This is a genomic window from Ruegeria sp. ANG-S4, assembly GCF_000814005.1.
Lineage (GTDB): Bacteria > Pseudomonadota > Alphaproteobacteria > Rhodobacterales > Rhodobacteraceae > Ruegeria.
In genome coordinates, this window is the sequence record NZ_JWLK01000010.1 from 119,348 (window position 1) to 136,014 (window position 16,667).

The following is a 16,667-nucleotide window of genomic DNA, read 5'->3' on the forward strand; positions in this document are numbered from 1 at the left end:
GCCTGATCCGTTGCATCATGACTTCGAAGCGGGGTATCACCCCGCGCGGACGCAAACAATCCCAAGGCCGAAGGCGCCGCCTGTTGTACTTGTTGATGACCCGCCCTCGCGCCGCCTCGGAGAGGTTCGTTGCGCAGCTTCCAACGCGCGCCCGGTCGCGCGTCACGGTGGTTCATTCCCCTTTACTTGAGATCCGCCCGCTGGATGTGCAAGTGGCGACCGCTGGCGTTCGCGGATTGATTTTCACCTCTGCAAACTCGGTTAACGCTGCGGTGTCGTTGGGCGTCGACCGGACGCTGCCCGCGTTTTGCGTCGGCTCGACGACCACAGGAACGGCAAAAGGGGCAGGGTGGCCTGCCCAGATGGTTGGTGCAACCGCTGAGGAGCTGGTGGCCAACCTGCTGAAATTGCGTCCGGAAAGCCCGCTTTTGCATCTGCGGGGTGAACACAGCAGGGGAAACGTCGCCGAACGGTTGACCGAATCCGGTCTGACGACGTTGGAACAGCCCGTCTATCAGCAACGTTTGCTGCCCCTGACACCGGAAGCTCAGTCTGCTGCGAGTGGTGACCGGCCGGTCATCGCGCCGATCTTTTCACCCCGGACCGCGCGACAATTTGCCGATGTCTGGGATGGGACAGCTCCGTTATGGCTGGCAGCCATTAGTCAGGCTACGGCGGAACCACTTAGATCTTTGGCGTTCCAACGTCTGAAGATCGCTAAGGAACCAACGCCAAAGAAGATGAGTAAAGCCGTTAAAAAACTTGTGAAACATGCCTTGCGGGTTGAGGGCGGACCCGGTGCAGATTAACTTGGGATCGTCTGTACTTCGCGTATTTTTGGAATCGATAAGGGGAATGTGACGGTGGCTGGTAACAAGAAATCCGATCAGGAACCGGTAGAAGGCCCCCAATCGGAGGACACGGTCGAGTCTCAGACCGTAGAAAACAGCGGCAAGGAACAAGGCGCGTCCCTTGACGCGGCAGACAACCCGGACGAGTTGACTTCCGAAGCCGAAGCCGAAGCGGCATGGCGCGCAAAAGAACCTGCGCAAGAGAAGGTGATCGAGCGTACGGTCGAAAAGCGCGGTGGATTTTTACCGGCCCTGATCGGCGGCGTCGTTGCGGCCGGGATCGGATTTGCCGTGGGCAGTGGTGTCTTTTCCTCGGGGGGGACGGAAACGTCGGACGCAATTGCCGCGCTCGAGTCCAAGCTGTCGGATCAGTCTGATCAGATTGCACAACTGACCAAGTCCCTCAGCGATGAGCCCGATGTTTCGGGCCTGTCGGATCAGATCAAAGCGTTGTCAGACAAGCTCGCGCCGGTTGAAAGTGATCTAAGCGCGGTGAAATCCAGCGTGGACACCTTGTCCGGCCAGGTCGGACCGTTGGGTGATCGTTTGTCGGCGCTTGAGAAAGCCCCGGTTGAGGCAAGCGTCTCTCCCGAAACCGCTGCGGCATTTGAGGCCGAGCTCAAGAAACTTCAGGATTCGCTGACCGCTCAGCGCGGCGAGGTTGAAAAAATGGTTTCTGACGCACAGGCGCTTGAGGCCAAGGCCGCCGCCGAGGCGCGTGCTGCCACCAACACGGCCATCCTGTCCCGCTTGCAAGGCAAATTGGACGCGGGCCAACCCTACGAGGATTTGGTGTCGCAGCTGCAGGCCGGTGGGTTGACTGTGCCCGAAGCGCTGACCGCATCGGCTGACAAAGGCGTGGCGACGATCGCGGCGCTCAGTTCTTCGTTTTCCCCGGCGGCCCGCACGGCATTGGCGGATGCACGCGATGCAAACAAGGGCACCGGATTGGTCGCGTTTTTGCAACGTCAGACCGGTGCCAGGTCGGTAACGCCGCAAGATGGGGATGATCCCGATGCCGTTCTGTCGCGTGCGCAGGCAGCCTTGTCGGATGGGGATGTTTCAGGCGCATTGACCGAGCTTAAGTCCTTGCCCGAAGCCGCTCAGACCGCCATGGCGGATTGGGAAACCGCAGCACAGGCCCGTCTGGCCGCGGTGGATGCCGTAAATGCGCTTGCCGCAAGCGTAAACTCGAACTGAAGGACCTGCTATGCTGTGGTCATTGTTTAAAATTCTTGTTTTTGTTGCGATTATCGGTCTGCTTGCCATTGGCGCCGGGTTTCTTATGGAATCCAGCGGCGGTGTTCAGGTCACCGTTGCGGGAACGGAATATACGCTTGGTCCTTTACAATCGGTCATCGCGCTGGGCGTGCTGGTTTTTGCGGTTTGGTTGTTTTTCAAGCTGCTCAGCCTGCTGGTCGCGACGCTGAAATTCCTCAATGGCGACGAAACGGCCCTTTCGCGTTATTTCGACCGCAGCCGCGAACGGCGCGGATATCAGGCGCTGGCTGACGGATTGATGGCCCTCGCGTCGGGCGAGGGGCGTGCGGCGATGACCAAGGCGAACAAAGCCGAACGGCTGCTCAACAAACCCGAATTGACGAACCTTTTGGTTGCTCAGGCTGCCGAGATGACCGGCGACACGAAGAAAGCCGAGGAAACCTACAAAAAACTGGTGACCAACAACGCTACCCGATTTGTCGGTGTGCGTGGAATCATGAAGCAAAAGCTATCCGAAGGCGATGACGAAACCGCCCGCAAACTGGCGGAAAAGGCATTGGCCTTGAAACCCCGGCACGAAGAAACGCAGGACGTGCTCTTGAGCCTGCAAACCAAAGCGCAGGATTGGGCGGGGGCACGGTCGACGCTGACCTCGAAATTGAAGGCTGGATACCTCCCGCGCGACGTTTTCAAGCGGCGGGATGCCGTTCTGGCGTTGTCCGAAGCAAAAGGCATTCTGGATGACTCGGCCACGGTTGCGCAGCAGGAACACGCAATTGAAGCCAACCGGTTGTCACCTGATTTGGTTCCAGCCGCAGCCATGGCCGCGCGTGCTTACATCGAAAAAGGAAAACCGCGCCCTGCGACCAAGATTCTGAAAAAGGCTTGGGAGGTTCAGCCTCATCCCGATCTCGCCCACGCCTTCGCCGAGATCGCACCGGATGAAACGCCCGAGCAACGGATCAAACGGTTTACGGCACTGACCCGCATACACCCTGAAAACCTGGAAACGCGGCTTATTCTGGCTGAATTGAACATTGTAGCAGAGGACTTTCCCGAAGCCCGCCGTGCGCTGGGTGATGTTGTGGAAAACAAGGCAGACGCAAGGGCCTATACGCTGATGGCGGCGATCGAACGGGGCGAAGGCGCGTCAGATGCCGTTGTTCAAGGTTGGCTGGCCAAGGCGTTGAACGCGCCGCGCGGGCCGCAATGGGTCTGCACGAACTGCCACGATATCCAACCCGAGTGGGGACCCGTCTGCCAGAACTGCGGCAGCTTTGACACGCTGAGTTGGCAGACGCCGCAGACACCCGAAATCGCCACCGCCACCGGGGTGCACATGTTGCCTCTGATCGTCGGTGCGCTCGAAGATCAGTCCGAGGTGGAAGACATATCCGATGTCGAAGAGCCGGACCCGGAGGATGTGATCGAAGCGAGTGCCGAGGCTGTCGACACCGAGGCACAGAAACAGGCCTGATCAGGAACCTGGCGCACGAGGGTCGCGTTAGTCCTGCGGCGGTTTGCCTGTATATGTCCACCGATACTGTGGCGGGGTGGGGCCCTTGTTGCGGCCACCCTGCTGTGATTGTTCCCATGCGTGCGCGAGGATGCCGACTGATCGCGACAAGCAAAACAGACCCCGCGCAAGTGGTGCCTCAAATCCCAGTTCGGCATAGATAACAGCTGTTGCGCCATCTATGTTCATTGGAACCGGTTTACCTTTTCGCGCTGAAAGCGCCGCTTCGACATCCTGACCCGTTTTCATAAAGCGCCCCGAACAGGCACCTGCATCAACTGCTTCGGTAACCAATTCCATCAGGCGCGGGGCACGTGGGTCTGTCGGCGAGTGAAAACGGTGACCAAAGCCGGGCAATATTTTGCCATATGTTGCGATCCAGTCGTCCATGGCATTTTCCAAACCGCCGGAATGCGCGTCGATAAAGTGATACATCATGACCGCTTGCTCGCCCGCCCCTCCGTGAACGTCGCCAAGCATGTTGACGGCGCTGGCCATCGCGTTGTTGAGGGGCAAGCCACAGGTGACGGCCATACGGGCCGCCGCAATCGATGGTGCCTGCGGACCATGGTCCACCGCGGATACCAGAGCAGCTTCGAACAGGCGGGCTTGCGCGGAACTCGGTCTGTCGCCCCGGATCATGAGCCAGATCATTTCGGGAAAACTCAGCTCGCCGATCAGGCTCTGAATCGGTTCTCCGCGCACCTCAATGCGCCCCGGTTCCATATCGATGATGGCCGTCTGCCACCAATCGGCGACGTCATTCATATGACCCCCTCGTTTCGCAGTGTGTCGATTTCGTCGTCTGACAGGCCCAGTTCGGACCAAATCGCCACGTTGTCAGCGCCAAGGTTCGGTGGTGCTGTTCTTGGCATCCGACGTTCGCCATCCATGACAACCGGGCTGCCCGTCAGGCGCATGTCTTCGCCGTCGACGGGCAGCGTTCCGACCAATCCGCGGTCCGCAAGTTGAGGATCGGCGAGCGCCTGCGGTACGGTCAAAACCTGCCCGGTCGGCACGCCCAACGCATTCAATTCGCGGACCCAATCGCCGGCCGGGCGCGCAACAAGAGATTGCTCAAGTTCAGCGCGCAACGCATGCCGGTTCGCCTTTCGGTCCTCGCGGGTCACATAGTCGGGGTGGGTCAGCAAATCCTCTCGGCCCAGATGTCGGGCGAGTGCCTGCCACTGTTCGTCCCGGTTTGCGGCGATGTTGATCGGACCGTCGGATGTGGCAAAGGCACCGGATGGGGCCGAGGTCGTATTCTCATTACCATGCGCAGCCGGCGCGACCCCGCCAACAAGATAGTTCGAAACGACCCAGCCCATTGTCGACACGACCGATTCCGTCATCGCGACATCAAGAAAGGTTCCACGAGGTGAGGCGTTCAGGGCCGCGCTGATTGCAAAAGCTGCCGTCAGTCCGCCCACAGTGTCCGCAAGCGGATAGCCAACACGATAAGGTGCGGTGTCCGGCGCCCCCGTAATTGACATGACGCCGCTGATCCCTTGAACGATCTGATCGTAGGCCGGATCATCCCGGCGCGGCCCGTTCTGCCCAAACCCGCTGATCGCGCAGTAAATCAGGTTTGGGTTTTCGGCCTGCAAAACATCGTACCCGACGCCCAGCCGGTCCATCACGCCGGGTCTGAAGTTTTCGACCAGCACATCTGAGGATCGAACCAATCGCTTCAACAGGGTCTTGCCCCGTGCGGCCTTCATATCCAATGTCACGGATTTTTTGTCCGCATTCTGCGCCAGAAAACTGATGCCCATCCCGGCTTTGTTCCGAACCGGATCGGCGCCAAGGACTCGTGCCAGATCGCCGCTGCCGGGGCGTTCGACTTTGATCACCTCGGCCCCCATGAGTGCCAGCTGGTAGCAACAATAGGGACCTGCAAGAACATTGGTCAGGTCCAGAACCCGCACCCCGGCAAGCGGCTCAGTGGCCATTGGCCACTCGATTTGACCGACCCGCAAAAATACTGTTCACCGGGCGTTTTTTGGAACCCAGTCGCGAGCAAGCAATCAGGGTGACCGAAAAAAGGCTACTGCCGTCGCGCCGCGTCAGGGTCCGGGTGAAATTGTCCTGCGTCATGCAGCCAAGAATAAGACCGATCAACGATCGCGCAAGCGGATTGTCGGTAACTGTCACGACCAGCCAGCCAGGCGGTGTTGGGCTAGAAACACTCCAAATGACCGGGTGAAAATTGGATTAGTTCTGCGTTTTGACCAGAAAAATACGACGAAGCAACGGTGTGTTCAGCCGCGATTGTCCCAGTCGGATCAGTTTGCTAACGTCGCTCTCGCGTCGGGGAGGGCGCGCATATCCAAATGCTGGACTATTCTCATAACGGCTGGCTTGTGGCGGCGTCCCTTGCCGTTGCGCTGATGGCCGGTTTCACCGGGCTATACCTGACCCATGGCGCGTCAAGGCTGGACAGCCAAAGGCGTAAGTTCGTTGTGGCGCTGGCAGCCGTCATTCTGGGTGGCGGCATCTGGTCGATGCACTTTGTGGCCATGTTGGGCCTGCAGCTTCCGATCCTGTTTTACTACGACGCTCTGATCACGCTGATTTCGGCGCTGGTTGCGATCCTGATGGTGGGCTTGGCATTGCTGCTACTGCATTTCAGACCCCGCACGATGCAGACCATTGTTGGCGCTGGCGTGATCGTCGGGCTTGGCATTGTCGTCATGCACTACGTGGGCATGGCGGGGATGGAGCTTTGCCGACCTGTCTACAACCTGACAGATGTGGTGATTGCAACAGCCGCGTCTGTCGTTTTGTCGGTTCTGGCAATCTGGGTCGCCTACGACAACCGGACACAGCGCAACATCCTTTTGGGAACAGTGTGCTTCGGTCTTGCCGTTTTCACGATGCATTTTGTTGCAACAGGCCTGACAGACTTTGTTGCAACGGACAGCCCAGGCGGGGCGGGTCCTGCGCTCAACAATCAGGTGCTGGCCATGGGCGTAACTGTGTCGGTCTTCCTGATCTGTGGGGCGTTCCTGTTGACCGGCATCAGCTTTATCGGGCCGGAACCCGCGTTGGAAACCGCCGAAAAGCCGGAACCTGCGCCTCAGTCCGATCCGGCACCCTTTCGTGCTGGCGTTCCTTTTGAACGCGAAGGTCAGACGTTCTTCGCGGAACCGGCGCGCATTGCGGCCATCCGGGCCGAAGGGCACTACACGGTTCTTTACATGGGTCAGGAAAAGCTGTTTTGCCCCTGGTCGATCACCGAAGCAGAAACACGGCTTGAACCCGAGGGGTTTCTGAGGGCGCACCGAAGTTATCTGGTAAACCCAAAACATGTCTCCAGTTTCGAGCGGCACAAGGACAACGGAACCTGTTATTTTGACGGCGTGGACGCATTGACAAAAGTTCCGGTTAGTCGCTCTCGGCTGCCTGACATACGCGACGCCTTGGGCCTCTGATCGCAACTGGTTCAGCCTATTCGCAGTTCGTGAAACAAGCCACGCGACCCGTTTCCGCCGTGTGGAACCGCTGAACACGCTGTCCTTTCTTTGTCCCCAGGTCCCCCAAGGCACTTCGCTCGGACCCAGGGAGGAAAAATATGATACCAGCCGGTTTTGAGTATCACCGGCCAGGCGACGTCGCCTCGGCCATCAGCATTTTGCAGGAATACGGAGATGAGGCGCGGGTCGTCGCGGGCGGGCACAGCCTGATCCCGATGATGAAGTTGCGCATGGCCGAAATGGGCCACCTGATCGATCTTCAGGCGATTGACGAGTTGAAGGGCATTGAGATCGGTGCCGAAACGGTTTCGCTGGGTGCGATGGTCACGCAGCATGAACTGATCACCCATGACGGGCTGGCCTCGGCCATCCCGCTGATCCGCGAGGCGGCGCTTCAAATAGCAGACCCGCAGGTGCGGTACATGGGGACCGTTGGCGGCAATGTGGCCAACGGTGATCCGGGTAATGATATGCCGGGCCTGATGCAATGCCTGAACGCGACATTCGAGTTGTCCGGCCCCGATGGCAATCGCAGCGTCGCTGCGCGAGAGTTTTACGAGGCCGCGTATTTCACCGCCCGCGAGGATGAGGAAATTCTAACCCGGATTTCGGTCCCTGTTCCGGATGCGGGTGTTGGACAGGCTTACGAGAAGCAAAAGCGCAAGATCGGCGACTATGCGACAGCCGCAGCCGCCGTGATGGTGGGCAACGGAACGGCATCGGTTGCGATGACCAATCTGGCCGATACGCCCATCTGGTCCGAAGCTGCCAGCACGGCCTTGGCGGCCGGGGATGTCGATGGCTGCGTGGCCGCAATGCTCGACGCGATTGATCCTGTGGCCGACAACCGTGGCCCTGTCGAATTCAAAAAACACGTGGCCGCTGTGATGTTGCGCCGCGCCATCGACCGAGCGCAAAGCCGCGCGGCCTGAGGGGAGGAAAACTCATGTCGAAAATGCACGTCAAACTCACCGTGAACGGCAAGCAGGTCGAAGGTCTGGCCGAGCCGCGCACGCTGCTGATCCACTTCCTGCGGGAAGATCTGAAAATCACCGGCCCTCATATCGGATGCGAGACCAGCCATTGCGGGGCCTGCACCGTGGATATCGACGGCAAATCGGTCAAATCCTGCACGACCTTCGTGGCGCAGGTGAACGGGTCCGATATCACCACCGTCGAAGGCCTCACCAATGATGATGGCAGCCTTGGAGTGTTGCAGGAAATGTTCCGCGAACATCACGGGTTGCAATGCGGATTCTGCACGCCGGGCATGATCACCCGCGCGCATCGTCTGTTGCAGGAAAACCCGAACCCGTCTGAGGAAGAAATCCGTTTTGGCATGGCAGGTAACCTGTGCCGCTGCACCGGATACCAGAACATTGTCAAAGCAATCTCGGCCTCGGCTGACTTGCTGAACGCTCAGAAGGAGGCTGCGGAATGAACGATCAAACCATGACCCCCGAAGAACGCGCCGCCAATCTCAAAGGGATGGGCAGCTCGCGCAAACGCGTCGAGGATGTGCGCTTTACCCAAGGCAAGGGTAATTATGTCGATGATATCAAGCTGGACGGGATGCTGTTCGGCGACTTTGTGCGTTCCCCCTACGCACACGCCCGTGTTGTCAGCGTGAACAAAGACGCGGCCTTGGCTCTGCCAGGTGTGATCGCCGTTCTGACCGCCGAGGACCTGTCGCCTCTGGGCCTGCACTGGATGCCGACCTTGGCTGGTGACAAGCAGATGGTGCTGGCCGATGGAAAGGTGTTGTTCCAAGGTCAGGAGGTCGCCTATGTCGTGGCCGAAGACCGGTATATCGCGGCAGATGCCGTTGAACTGGTCGAGGTCGAATACGAAGAACTGCCGGTTCTGACCGACCCGTTTGAGGCGCTGAAATCGGATGTTGTTCTGCGCGAAGACCTTGAAGGTCAGACGGAAGGGGCCCACGGCCCGCGCAAGCATCACAACCATATTTTCACATGGGAACAAGGCGACAAAGACACGACCGAGGCCGTTCTGGCCGAGGCTGACGTGGTTGCGGAGGAGATGGTCTATTACCACCGCACCCACCCCTGCCCGCTGGAAACCTGCGGCTGTGTGGCCAGCATGGACAAAGTGACCGGCAAGCTCACGCTCTACGGCACGTTCCAGGCCCCGCATGCGATCCGAACGGTTGTGTCGCTGATCTCTGGCGTGGCCGAGCACAATATCCGCGTCATCAGCCCCGATATCGGCGGCGGCTTCGGCAATAAGGTTGGGGCCTATGCGGGGTATGTCTGCTCGGTCGTTGCGTCGATCGTGACCGGCCAGCCGGTGAAATGGGTCGAGGATCGGATGGAAAACCTGATGTCCACCGCCTTTGCACGCGACTACTGGATGCAGGGCAAGATCGCCGCCACCAAGGATGGCAAGATTACCGGGCTTTGGTGTCACACAACGGCGGATCACGGTGGGTTCGATGCCTGTGCCGACCCGACCAAGTTCCCGGCGGGGTTCATGAACATCTGCACCGGGTCTTACGACATCCCCACCGCTTATCTTGCGGTGGATGGGGTCTATACCAACAAGGCTCCGGGTGGTGTGGCCTATCGCTGTTCTTTCCGCGTGACCGAGGCCGCCTATTTCATTGAGCGGATGATCGAGGTTCTGGCCATCAAGCTAAACATGGACGCGGCCGAGCTGCGCCGGATCAACTTTATCAAGGCCGATCAGTTCCCGTACCAGTCTGCGCTGGGCTGGGAATATGACTCGGGCGATTATCACACCGCCTGGGACAAGGCCTTGAAGGCCGTGGACTATGAAGGTCTGCGCGCAGAACAGGCGCAGCGGATCGAGGATTTCAAGGCGGGCAAAACCCGCAAGTTACTGGGGATTGGTCTGACGCATTTCACGGAGATCGTGGGCGCTGGGCCAGTGAAGAACTGCGATATCCTCGGGCTGGGCATGTTTGACAGCTGCGAGATTCGTATCCACCCGACCGGCTCGGCCATCGCGCGGCTGGGGACGATCAGCCAGGGTCAGGGCCATGCCACGACCTTTGCCCAGATCATCGCCAGCGAGATCGGTTTGCCTGCGGATGACATCACTCTGGAGGAAGGCGATACGGACACCGCGCCTTATGGTCTGGGAACCTATGGCTCTCGGTCGACGCCTGTGGCGGGCGCGGCGACAGCGATGGCTGCACGGAAGATCCGTGCCAAGGCACAGATGATCGCGGCCTATCTGCTGGAGGTGCATGACGACGATGTCGAATGGGACGTGGATCGTTTCGCCGTCAAAGGTGCGCCCGAGCGGTTCAAGACGATGAAAGAGATCGCTTTCGCCGCCTACAATCAGGCCATCCCAGGTCTGGAACCGGGTCTGGAGGCGGTCAGCTACTACGATCCGCCGAACATGACCTATCCGTTCGGTGCCTATGTCTGCGTCATGGAGATCGATGTGGATACCGGCGAATGGGAAGTCCGGCAGTTTTACGCACTGGACGATTGCGGCACCCGGATCAACCCGATGATCATCGAAGGGCAAGTCCACGGTGGCGTGACCGAGGCGCTGGCCATCGCGATGGGTCAGGAAATTGCCTATGACGAGATGGGCAACGTAAAGACCGGCACGCTGATGGACTTCTTCCTGCCGACCGCGTGGGAGACGCCCAACTACATCACCGATCACACGGTAACGCCCTCACCGCACCATCCGATTGGAGCGAAGGGCGTGGGCGAGAGCCCGAATGTGGGCGGGGTCCCTGCGTTTTCGAACGCGGTGCATGATGCGTTCAGGCCTTTTGGTTTGACCCAGAGCCACATGCCGCACGATCATTGGCGGATCTGGAAGATTGCCAATGGGCTGGGGATGCATGGGTAATCGGTTTCGAACCAGCTTGCGCCGGTCCGACCAAACGGAGGGGGCCAGCCCCCTCCGTACCTCCCCCGAGATATTTTTGGCCAGATGAAGATGGGATCCTGGTTTTGACCTTGAGTGATGTTCAGAGCGGATTGGCCGCGCAAGGCTATGTCGCCGATGACTGGTTGGCGATGGCGTTGCATCTGGCGCAGGCTTTGGGGCGCCCCTTGTTATTGGAAGGCCCAGCGGGCGTTGGCAAGACAGAGGTCGCCAAGGCGATGGCGGGCTGGCGCGATACACGCTTGATCCGGCTTCAGTGTTACGAAGGGCTGGATGCCAGCCATGCGATCTATGAGTGGAATTACCAGCGGCAGTTGCTGGCGATCCGGGCAAGTGAAGCGCAGGGCGGTTTGCCGGAAGCGCAGCTGTTTTCGGATGAATATCTGCTCAAAAGGCCTTTGTTAGAGGCTATTTCCGAGGAAAAACCTCCGGTGCTGTTGATTGACGAGATTGATCGCGCGGACGAGGAGTTTGAGGCTTATCTTTTGGAGATCCTGTCGGATTTCCAGATCACGATCCCCGAGCTGGGCACGGTCAAGGCCCGTACGCGGCCCATCGTGATCCTGACCGCCAACGGGACGCGCGACCTGTCTGACGCGCTGCGCCGGCGGTGTTTGTACAGTTTCCTGGATTATCCGTCGAAAGAGACGGAAATGGCTATCCTGCGCGCGCGGATGCCGGAGATTGAGGGCGTCTTGGCCCGCCAGATCATCGGCGTGGTTCAGGCGCTTCGGAAGGAAGAGCTTGAGAAGACGCCGGGTGTGGCAGAGATGCTGGACTGGGCGGCGGCCTTATCGGGGCTTGGCGTCAATGATTTGGCTAGGTCTCGGGACGAAGTTCAGGCCACGTTGGTATGTCTGCTGAAAACAGCTGCTGATTATGACGCCGCGCCGCCCGAGGTGATGGATCGTCTGATCGGGAAGGTTGCGTGATGCAGGTGACACGCTTTCCCGCGCGGGCCTCGGGTCTTGCGGACCGCATGTCGGGGTTCATCGCGCATCTGCGGATGAACGGGTTGCGTGTGGGGCCGAAAGAAACCGCGGATGCGTTGGCGGCGTTGTCGGCGGTTGAGGCAACGGATTTCGGTCAGGCGCGTCAGGCCTTGTGCGTGCTCTTGGCCGGTGACGCAGAGGATTGGCGGCGTTTTGATGAGTTGTTTGATGCCTATTGGTTCAACTCGGGGAAGCAGCGCACCGGAATAGCCCAGAACACGCATGTGCGGGTGCAATCCTCAAAGCCGATGATCTGGCAAACTGACAACGAAACGGCCCGTGACGGGTCAGCGGATACGGACCAGGCCACCGCTCCGGATCCGGGCGACGGGGAGGCCGAAGGGATGGACGGGAAGCTGATCGCGACCCGTACGGCCAACCTGTCGCGCCGGGATCTGCGGGAATTGATGGACGAGCAGTCTCTGAAACAGGCGCAAACGGCGGCTGAGCGGTTGGCGCGGGCCATTCGGGATCGTCGGTCGCGGCGACGCAAACACGCGTTGCGGGGGCCGGCGCTGGATATGCGCCGCATTCAGCGCGCCAGTCTGGCGCGCGGGGGTGAGCCGTTGGACCTGTACCGGCGTGCACGTCCACCGCGACCGATGCGGATCGTCGCACTATGTGATGTCAGCGGGTCGATGACCGTGTATTCTCGCGTCTTTTTGGCCTTCCTGAAGGGGTTGGTCGGCACGGGGGCGGAGGCGGATGCCTATCTGTTCCATACACGCCTGATGCGCGTGACGGATGCGTTGCAGGACCACGACACGCTGCGCGCAGCCGGTCGGTTATCGCTGATGGCAGAAGGCTTCGGCGGCGGGACCGACATCTCGGGCAGTTTGGAGAGTTTTCTGAACGGCTATGGCGCACGGGCGTTGAACGGGCGTACGATCGTGCTGATCCTGTCGGACGGGTATTGCAGCGCGGACCCGCAGGCTTTGGGCTCCGTGTTGGCACGCTTTCGGCGCAAAGCGCGGCGGATCGTTTGGCTCAACCCGTTGAAAGGGTGGCAGTCCTATCAACCTGTGGCTGCCGCGATCCGCGCTGCCGAACCCTATCTGGATGCGCATCTGCCAGCGAACACTCTGGAGGCGCTTGCCGCGCTTGAGCCGCAGTTCCGGAAGTTGTGAAAGGAGGGCTGAATGGCCGGCTTCGACATATTCGACACGATCGAAACACTTCGCCAAAGCGGCGACCCATTCTGTGTCGCTACGGTTTTGCGCACAGCTGATGCGACATCGGCCAAGGCTGGCGGCAAGGCTGTGGTCACGTCGGACGGTCGCATCCTCGGTCATTTGGGGGGAGCCTGTGTGCAACGGGCCGTGCGGGCGTCGGTGCAACAGGCTCTGACCACCGGCGCGGCGCAGATGATCCGCGTCAAACCGACGGAGAAGGTGGTAAATATGACAGACCCCGACGGCGTGCAGACTTTCAAAAGCGGGTGCCCATCGGGGGGAACGGTTGATTTGCTGGTCGAGCCGTATCAACACGCACCCAGGCTGGTCATTTTTGGCGCCACACCGATTGCCGATGCATTGGCCGCACATGCGGGTTTGATCGGATTGCGCGTTTGCGTGGCCCAGGGCTCAGAGCAGTCGGGACAAACCGCATTTGACCCGGATGACCTGGAGTCGCTGGGAATAGAGCCGCGCGATTTCGTCGTGGTCGCGTCGCAAGGGCAGGGTGATCGGGTGGCCTTGCAGTCCGCGCTCAGGTCGCCCGCGCGGCGCGTCTCAATGGTGGCCAGCAAACGGAAAGCGCAGGTTTTATGTGATAAACTGATCGCACAGGGGCTGGATCGCGCGCGGGCGGCACAGCTGAAGGCCCCGGCGGGCTTGCACATACATGCCGTTGACCCGCACGAGATCGCCTTGTCGATCCTGGCCGAGATCGTTGAATGGAAAAACACAGACAGATCCGAGGAGACCGCACAAAATGAAAAAATGGCGTGACCGATGGCGGAGATTTTGGCCTAAACGACCTGAACGGTCTGCGTCCGAGGCGACCGAAGAGGCGCTGCGCGTCTATCCAAGGTGTTGTTAAAAAAAGGAAACAGGAATGGACCTGAGTGACGAAATCCGAATTGCCGCGCCGCGTGAAGATGTTTATCGAGCGCTGAACGACCCTGACGTCCTGCGCGAGTGCATTCCCGGATGCGAAGAGCTGACCCAGTCAGAGCCCGGCAAATTGGAGGCAAAGGTTGTTCTGAAAATCGGTCCTGTCAAAGCGCGGTTTGCAGGTGAGGTGACTTTGGACACCTCGAACGCGCCCGACGGTTTCACGTTGTCCGGCGAAGGCAAAGGCGGTGCTGCGGGGTTTGCCAAGGGTGGCGCGGATGTGACGCTGACAGAAGACGGAGACGAAACCGTTCTGAGCTACACTGCAAAAGTGGATATCGGTGGTAAAATCGCGCAGTTGGGCAGCCGTTTGATTGCCGGGACAGCGAAGAAACTCTCTGGTAAATTTTTCACCAAGTTTGGTGAGGTCGTGTCAGAGCAAACGCTATCATGAGGGGGCGACCACTGCTTAACCAAACTATTGCGTGGTTTTAGATAGTCTGAATGTGAACCCGATAAACCACTTCCATGCAGCCAAAGAAGCGGCACGATACTGTCTAAGCGGTCTTTCAAAGAGCGCGGCGAAGCCAAAGCAGATCAGCAAAGTAAGAACCAACAGCCAAATATCATACCCCGGCAAGGTTTCAGGCAAAGTTGCGTCAAGCAAGTGCAAGGTTGGATAATGTACCACATAGAGTGAGAAGCTGCAGCCTGCGATCCATCTAACACAACGCGAAACCCAACCCTCCTTACGGCTTGCTGTATTCGCGGTCAGTACACGGACCCCTAGTAGGTGAACCGCAACCAATAAGGCCAGCAGAGTGTTCCATAGCACTTCGTTGGAATAGACGAGCACGTTGTGGTGATTGAGGGGCTTCAAGGCCAAAATTGTCAGGTATTCCAGCAACTCAGGGATACCGGAGGTCTTAAGGCCAATGAGCAGAACGATGCTGCCGATAGCGTAACACCAGGCTTTGGTCATAAGGTTTTTTGAATTGGTACGAGGTGTAAGTTTCCATACCAGAACCCCAAGCAACCAAGCCGGGAACATGGCTAGAACAGGTATTCCGACCAGCAATACCAGCAAAGCCAGAACCACAGCCCTTAGCGCACCTTTCAAAAAGACGATGGCGCCAAATAACAGATAAAACCCGACCTCATAACTTAGGGACCAAATTGGTCCGTTCGAGCCAAGCCGAACCCAGTCGGTCAATCCGGTCCAAAGATTGGTTACCGTCAGCCCGCGCCATAGGAATTCTCCGATCGGCAGTTCCTGATAATAGCCATCGGGATACGCGGACATATCAATGCGGGTACCAATTGCGTCAAATGCCAACGTTAGCAAAAGTGCAGGAAAGAGGACCGAGAAAACTCTGGTCACTCTGTTAAAGGCATATCGCCCGAGGGTTTGATCACGCCCCGCCGCGTATGCGATTACAACACCAGACAGAACAAAGAAGACGGCAACGGCATCGCTTGCGACGTTCCATTCGCGTAGAAAATAGTAGTCGCCGCGCGTAAAGCGAATATGCGCCATATGACCGAATAGAACCATCAGAGCCGCACCCGCGCGCAAAACGTCCAACCAGAGAGAGAACCCTTCGGACATCGTCAATTTGTTTGGCGTTGATATCCGGGTCATGCCGGTGTTTTGTTTTAACTTGGCGGCGATTGCCTCCCAGCATTCTTTGAAAGGCAAAATCAATGCTGCGACCAAAGTGGGGTAGGGCTGATCAACGGGCTGTCCGTTTCCGTCCGAAACCCCGAATGTTAACTTTTCCTGTTCGGTTGGGATGTACAGTGTTCCAAACATCCAATCCCACAGTGCGAACATTGAGCCATAGTTTTTATCGTGGTGCTTCACGGCTACGGAATGGTGAATTTGATGCTGGGCTGGGGAAATCAGGATGTGCTCAAGCACACGCCCGTAGCTTATCCAGATGTGGCTATGACGGAAATTTGCGCCCAGCGCATTGAACATGAAATACAAAGCGTTGGCGCCACCAATGGTCACGACATTTATCTGCCCGACAAAAGCGTAGAGTACGAAGCCCTGGACTATTCCGACCACAATGGTAATCAGAAAATTCCGCAGGATTGGTTCTACTGGATGCGTACGCTGAACCGTCAACGGCGTCAGTACGTCAGCTGAGTGGTGCACTGCATGAAATGGCCATAGAAACGGCATTTCGTGATGCGCGCGGTGCGCCCAGTATTTGCAGAAATCAGATGTGGCAACGATTATCATCGTGACAATCAAGCCTTGCGTCCAACTTGTTGGAGAGGCCTCTAACGCACCGCCATTTAGCCAGTGCAGCAAAAAATAGGCCACCGTAGTGGGAAAAAATACGGCCCCCATTATACCCAGAGCAATGAATAGACGGCTGGCTAAAAATAGTTTGATATCAAGCAGGTTAGACCTGTGAGCATAAATCCTTTTGGGCACAAGCCAACTTATGAATCGTTCGGGACTCCCGCGTAGCTTCCAGACAAAGAACGCAATAATGATGGTGCAACAGATATAGAAAATCGAATAGCGCACGTTCATATCGAAGGGCGCATTCAAAACGCTACTCAGAAATGTGTTGATTGTATCCAAATTCGGCACTTTCTATTTATTCGCACCGAGATAGTTGAGCATTACGGCAATTGTTTGGCTGCTA

At 58.3% G+C, this 16,667-nt stretch carries 14 protein-coding genes; 11 read left to right on the top strand and 3 right to left on the bottom strand.

The window, feature by feature from the left end:
* The first annotated feature begins 17 nt into the window (after positions 1-17).
* The 3 genes from RA28_RS21590 to RA28_RS21600 are packed head-to-tail and all read left to right on the top strand — an operon-like array spanning position 18 to position 3,549.
* Positions 18-809, top strand: a complete 792-nt coding sequence (locus RA28_RS21590) for a uroporphyrinogen-III synthase (RefSeq protein WP_082029886.1) — start codon at positions 18-20, stop codon at positions 807-809.
* A 54-nt stretch (positions 810-863) separates the two neighbouring features.
* On the top strand, positions 864-2,051 hold the full coding sequence (locus tag RA28_RS21595) for a hypothetical protein (RefSeq protein ID WP_039533410.1): 1,188 nt from the start codon (positions 864-866) through the stop codon (positions 2,049-2,051).
* 10 nt (positions 2,052-2,061) lie between these two features.
* Positions 2,062-3,549, top strand: a complete 1,488-nt coding sequence (locus tag RA28_RS21600) for a heme biosynthesis protein HemY (protein ID WP_039533285.1) — start codon at positions 2,062-2,064, stop codon at positions 3,547-3,549.
* Positions 3,550-3,576: 27 nt separating this feature from the next.
* On the opposite strand, the gene RA28_RS21605 is transcribed toward RA28_RS21600, so the two are convergent.
* Positions 3,577-4,356: a citryl-CoA lyase gene (locus tag RA28_RS21605; RefSeq protein WP_039533287.1), complete on the bottom strand. Its 780-nt coding sequence runs from the start codon at positions 4,354-4,356 to the stop codon at positions 3,577-3,579.
* Entirely contained in the window at positions 4,353-5,540 is a 1,188-nt protein-coding gene (locus RA28_RS21610; protein WP_039533289.1) for a CaiB/BaiF CoA transferase family protein, read from the bottom strand. The genes RA28_RS21605 and RA28_RS21610 overlap by 4 nt, the downstream gene beginning before the upstream one ends.
* A 381-nt stretch (positions 5,541-5,921) precedes the next feature.
* On the opposite strand from RA28_RS21610, the gene RA28_RS21620 reads away from it, so the two are divergent.
* The 8 genes from RA28_RS21620 to RA28_RS21655 all read left to right on the top strand — a co-directional run bounded on the left by RA28_RS21620 (position 5,922) and on the right by RA28_RS21655 (position 14,458).
* On the top strand, positions 5,922-7,022 hold the full coding sequence (locus RA28_RS21620) for an MHYT domain-containing protein (protein WP_039533293.1): 1,101 nt from the start codon (positions 5,922-5,924) through the stop codon (positions 7,020-7,022).
* Between the two features lie 140 nt (positions 7,023-7,162).
* Positions 7,163-7,996 (top strand): FAD binding domain-containing protein, encoded by an 834-nt coding sequence (locus RA28_RS21625; RefSeq protein ID WP_039533296.1) that lies wholly within the window; start codon positions 7,163-7,165, stop codon positions 7,994-7,996.
* A gap of 14 nt (positions 7,997-8,010) precedes the next feature.
* Positions 8,011-8,505: a (2Fe-2S)-binding protein gene (locus tag RA28_RS21630; protein ID WP_039533297.1), complete on the top strand. Its 495-nt coding sequence runs from the start codon at positions 8,011-8,013 to the stop codon at positions 8,503-8,505.
* Positions 8,502-10,919: an aerobic carbon-monoxide dehydrogenase large subunit gene (locus tag RA28_RS21635; RefSeq protein ID WP_039533299.1), complete on the top strand. Its 2,418-nt coding sequence runs from the start codon at positions 8,502-8,504 to the stop codon at positions 10,917-10,919. Before RA28_RS21630 ends, RA28_RS21635 begins: the two co-directional genes overlap by 4 nt.
* Positions 10,920-11,023: 104 nt before the next feature.
* Entirely contained in the window at positions 11,024-11,890 is an 867-nt protein-coding gene (locus tag RA28_RS21640; RefSeq protein WP_039533300.1) for an AAA family ATPase, read from the top strand.
* Positions 11,890-13,077 (top strand): vWA domain-containing protein, encoded by a 1,188-nt coding sequence (locus RA28_RS21645; RefSeq protein WP_052261557.1) that lies wholly within the window; start codon positions 11,890-11,892, stop codon positions 13,075-13,077. Before RA28_RS21640 ends, RA28_RS21645 begins: the two co-directional genes overlap by 1 nt.
* Positions 13,078-13,089: 12 nt before the next feature.
* Complete coding sequence (locus RA28_RS21650; RefSeq protein WP_052261558.1) at positions 13,090-13,899, top strand: XdhC family protein; 810 nt, start codon at positions 13,090-13,092, stop codon at positions 13,897-13,899.
* 106 nt (positions 13,900-14,005) lie between these two features.
* The gene (locus tag RA28_RS21655; RefSeq protein ID WP_039533304.1) at positions 14,006-14,458 is read left to right on the top strand and encodes an SRPBCC family protein; all 453 of its coding nucleotides are present in this window, start codon (positions 14,006-14,008) and stop codon (positions 14,456-14,458) included.
* 24 nt (positions 14,459-14,482) lie between these two features.
* On the opposite strand, the gene RA28_RS22325 is transcribed toward RA28_RS21655, so the two are convergent.
* Positions 14,483-16,552 carry a sterol desaturase family protein gene (locus RA28_RS22325; protein ID WP_082029887.1) on the bottom strand — a complete coding sequence of 690 codons (2,070 nt, stop codon included), beginning with the start codon at positions 16,550-16,552 and terminating at the stop codon, positions 14,483-14,485.
* Positions 16,553-16,667: the final 115 nt, after the last annotated feature.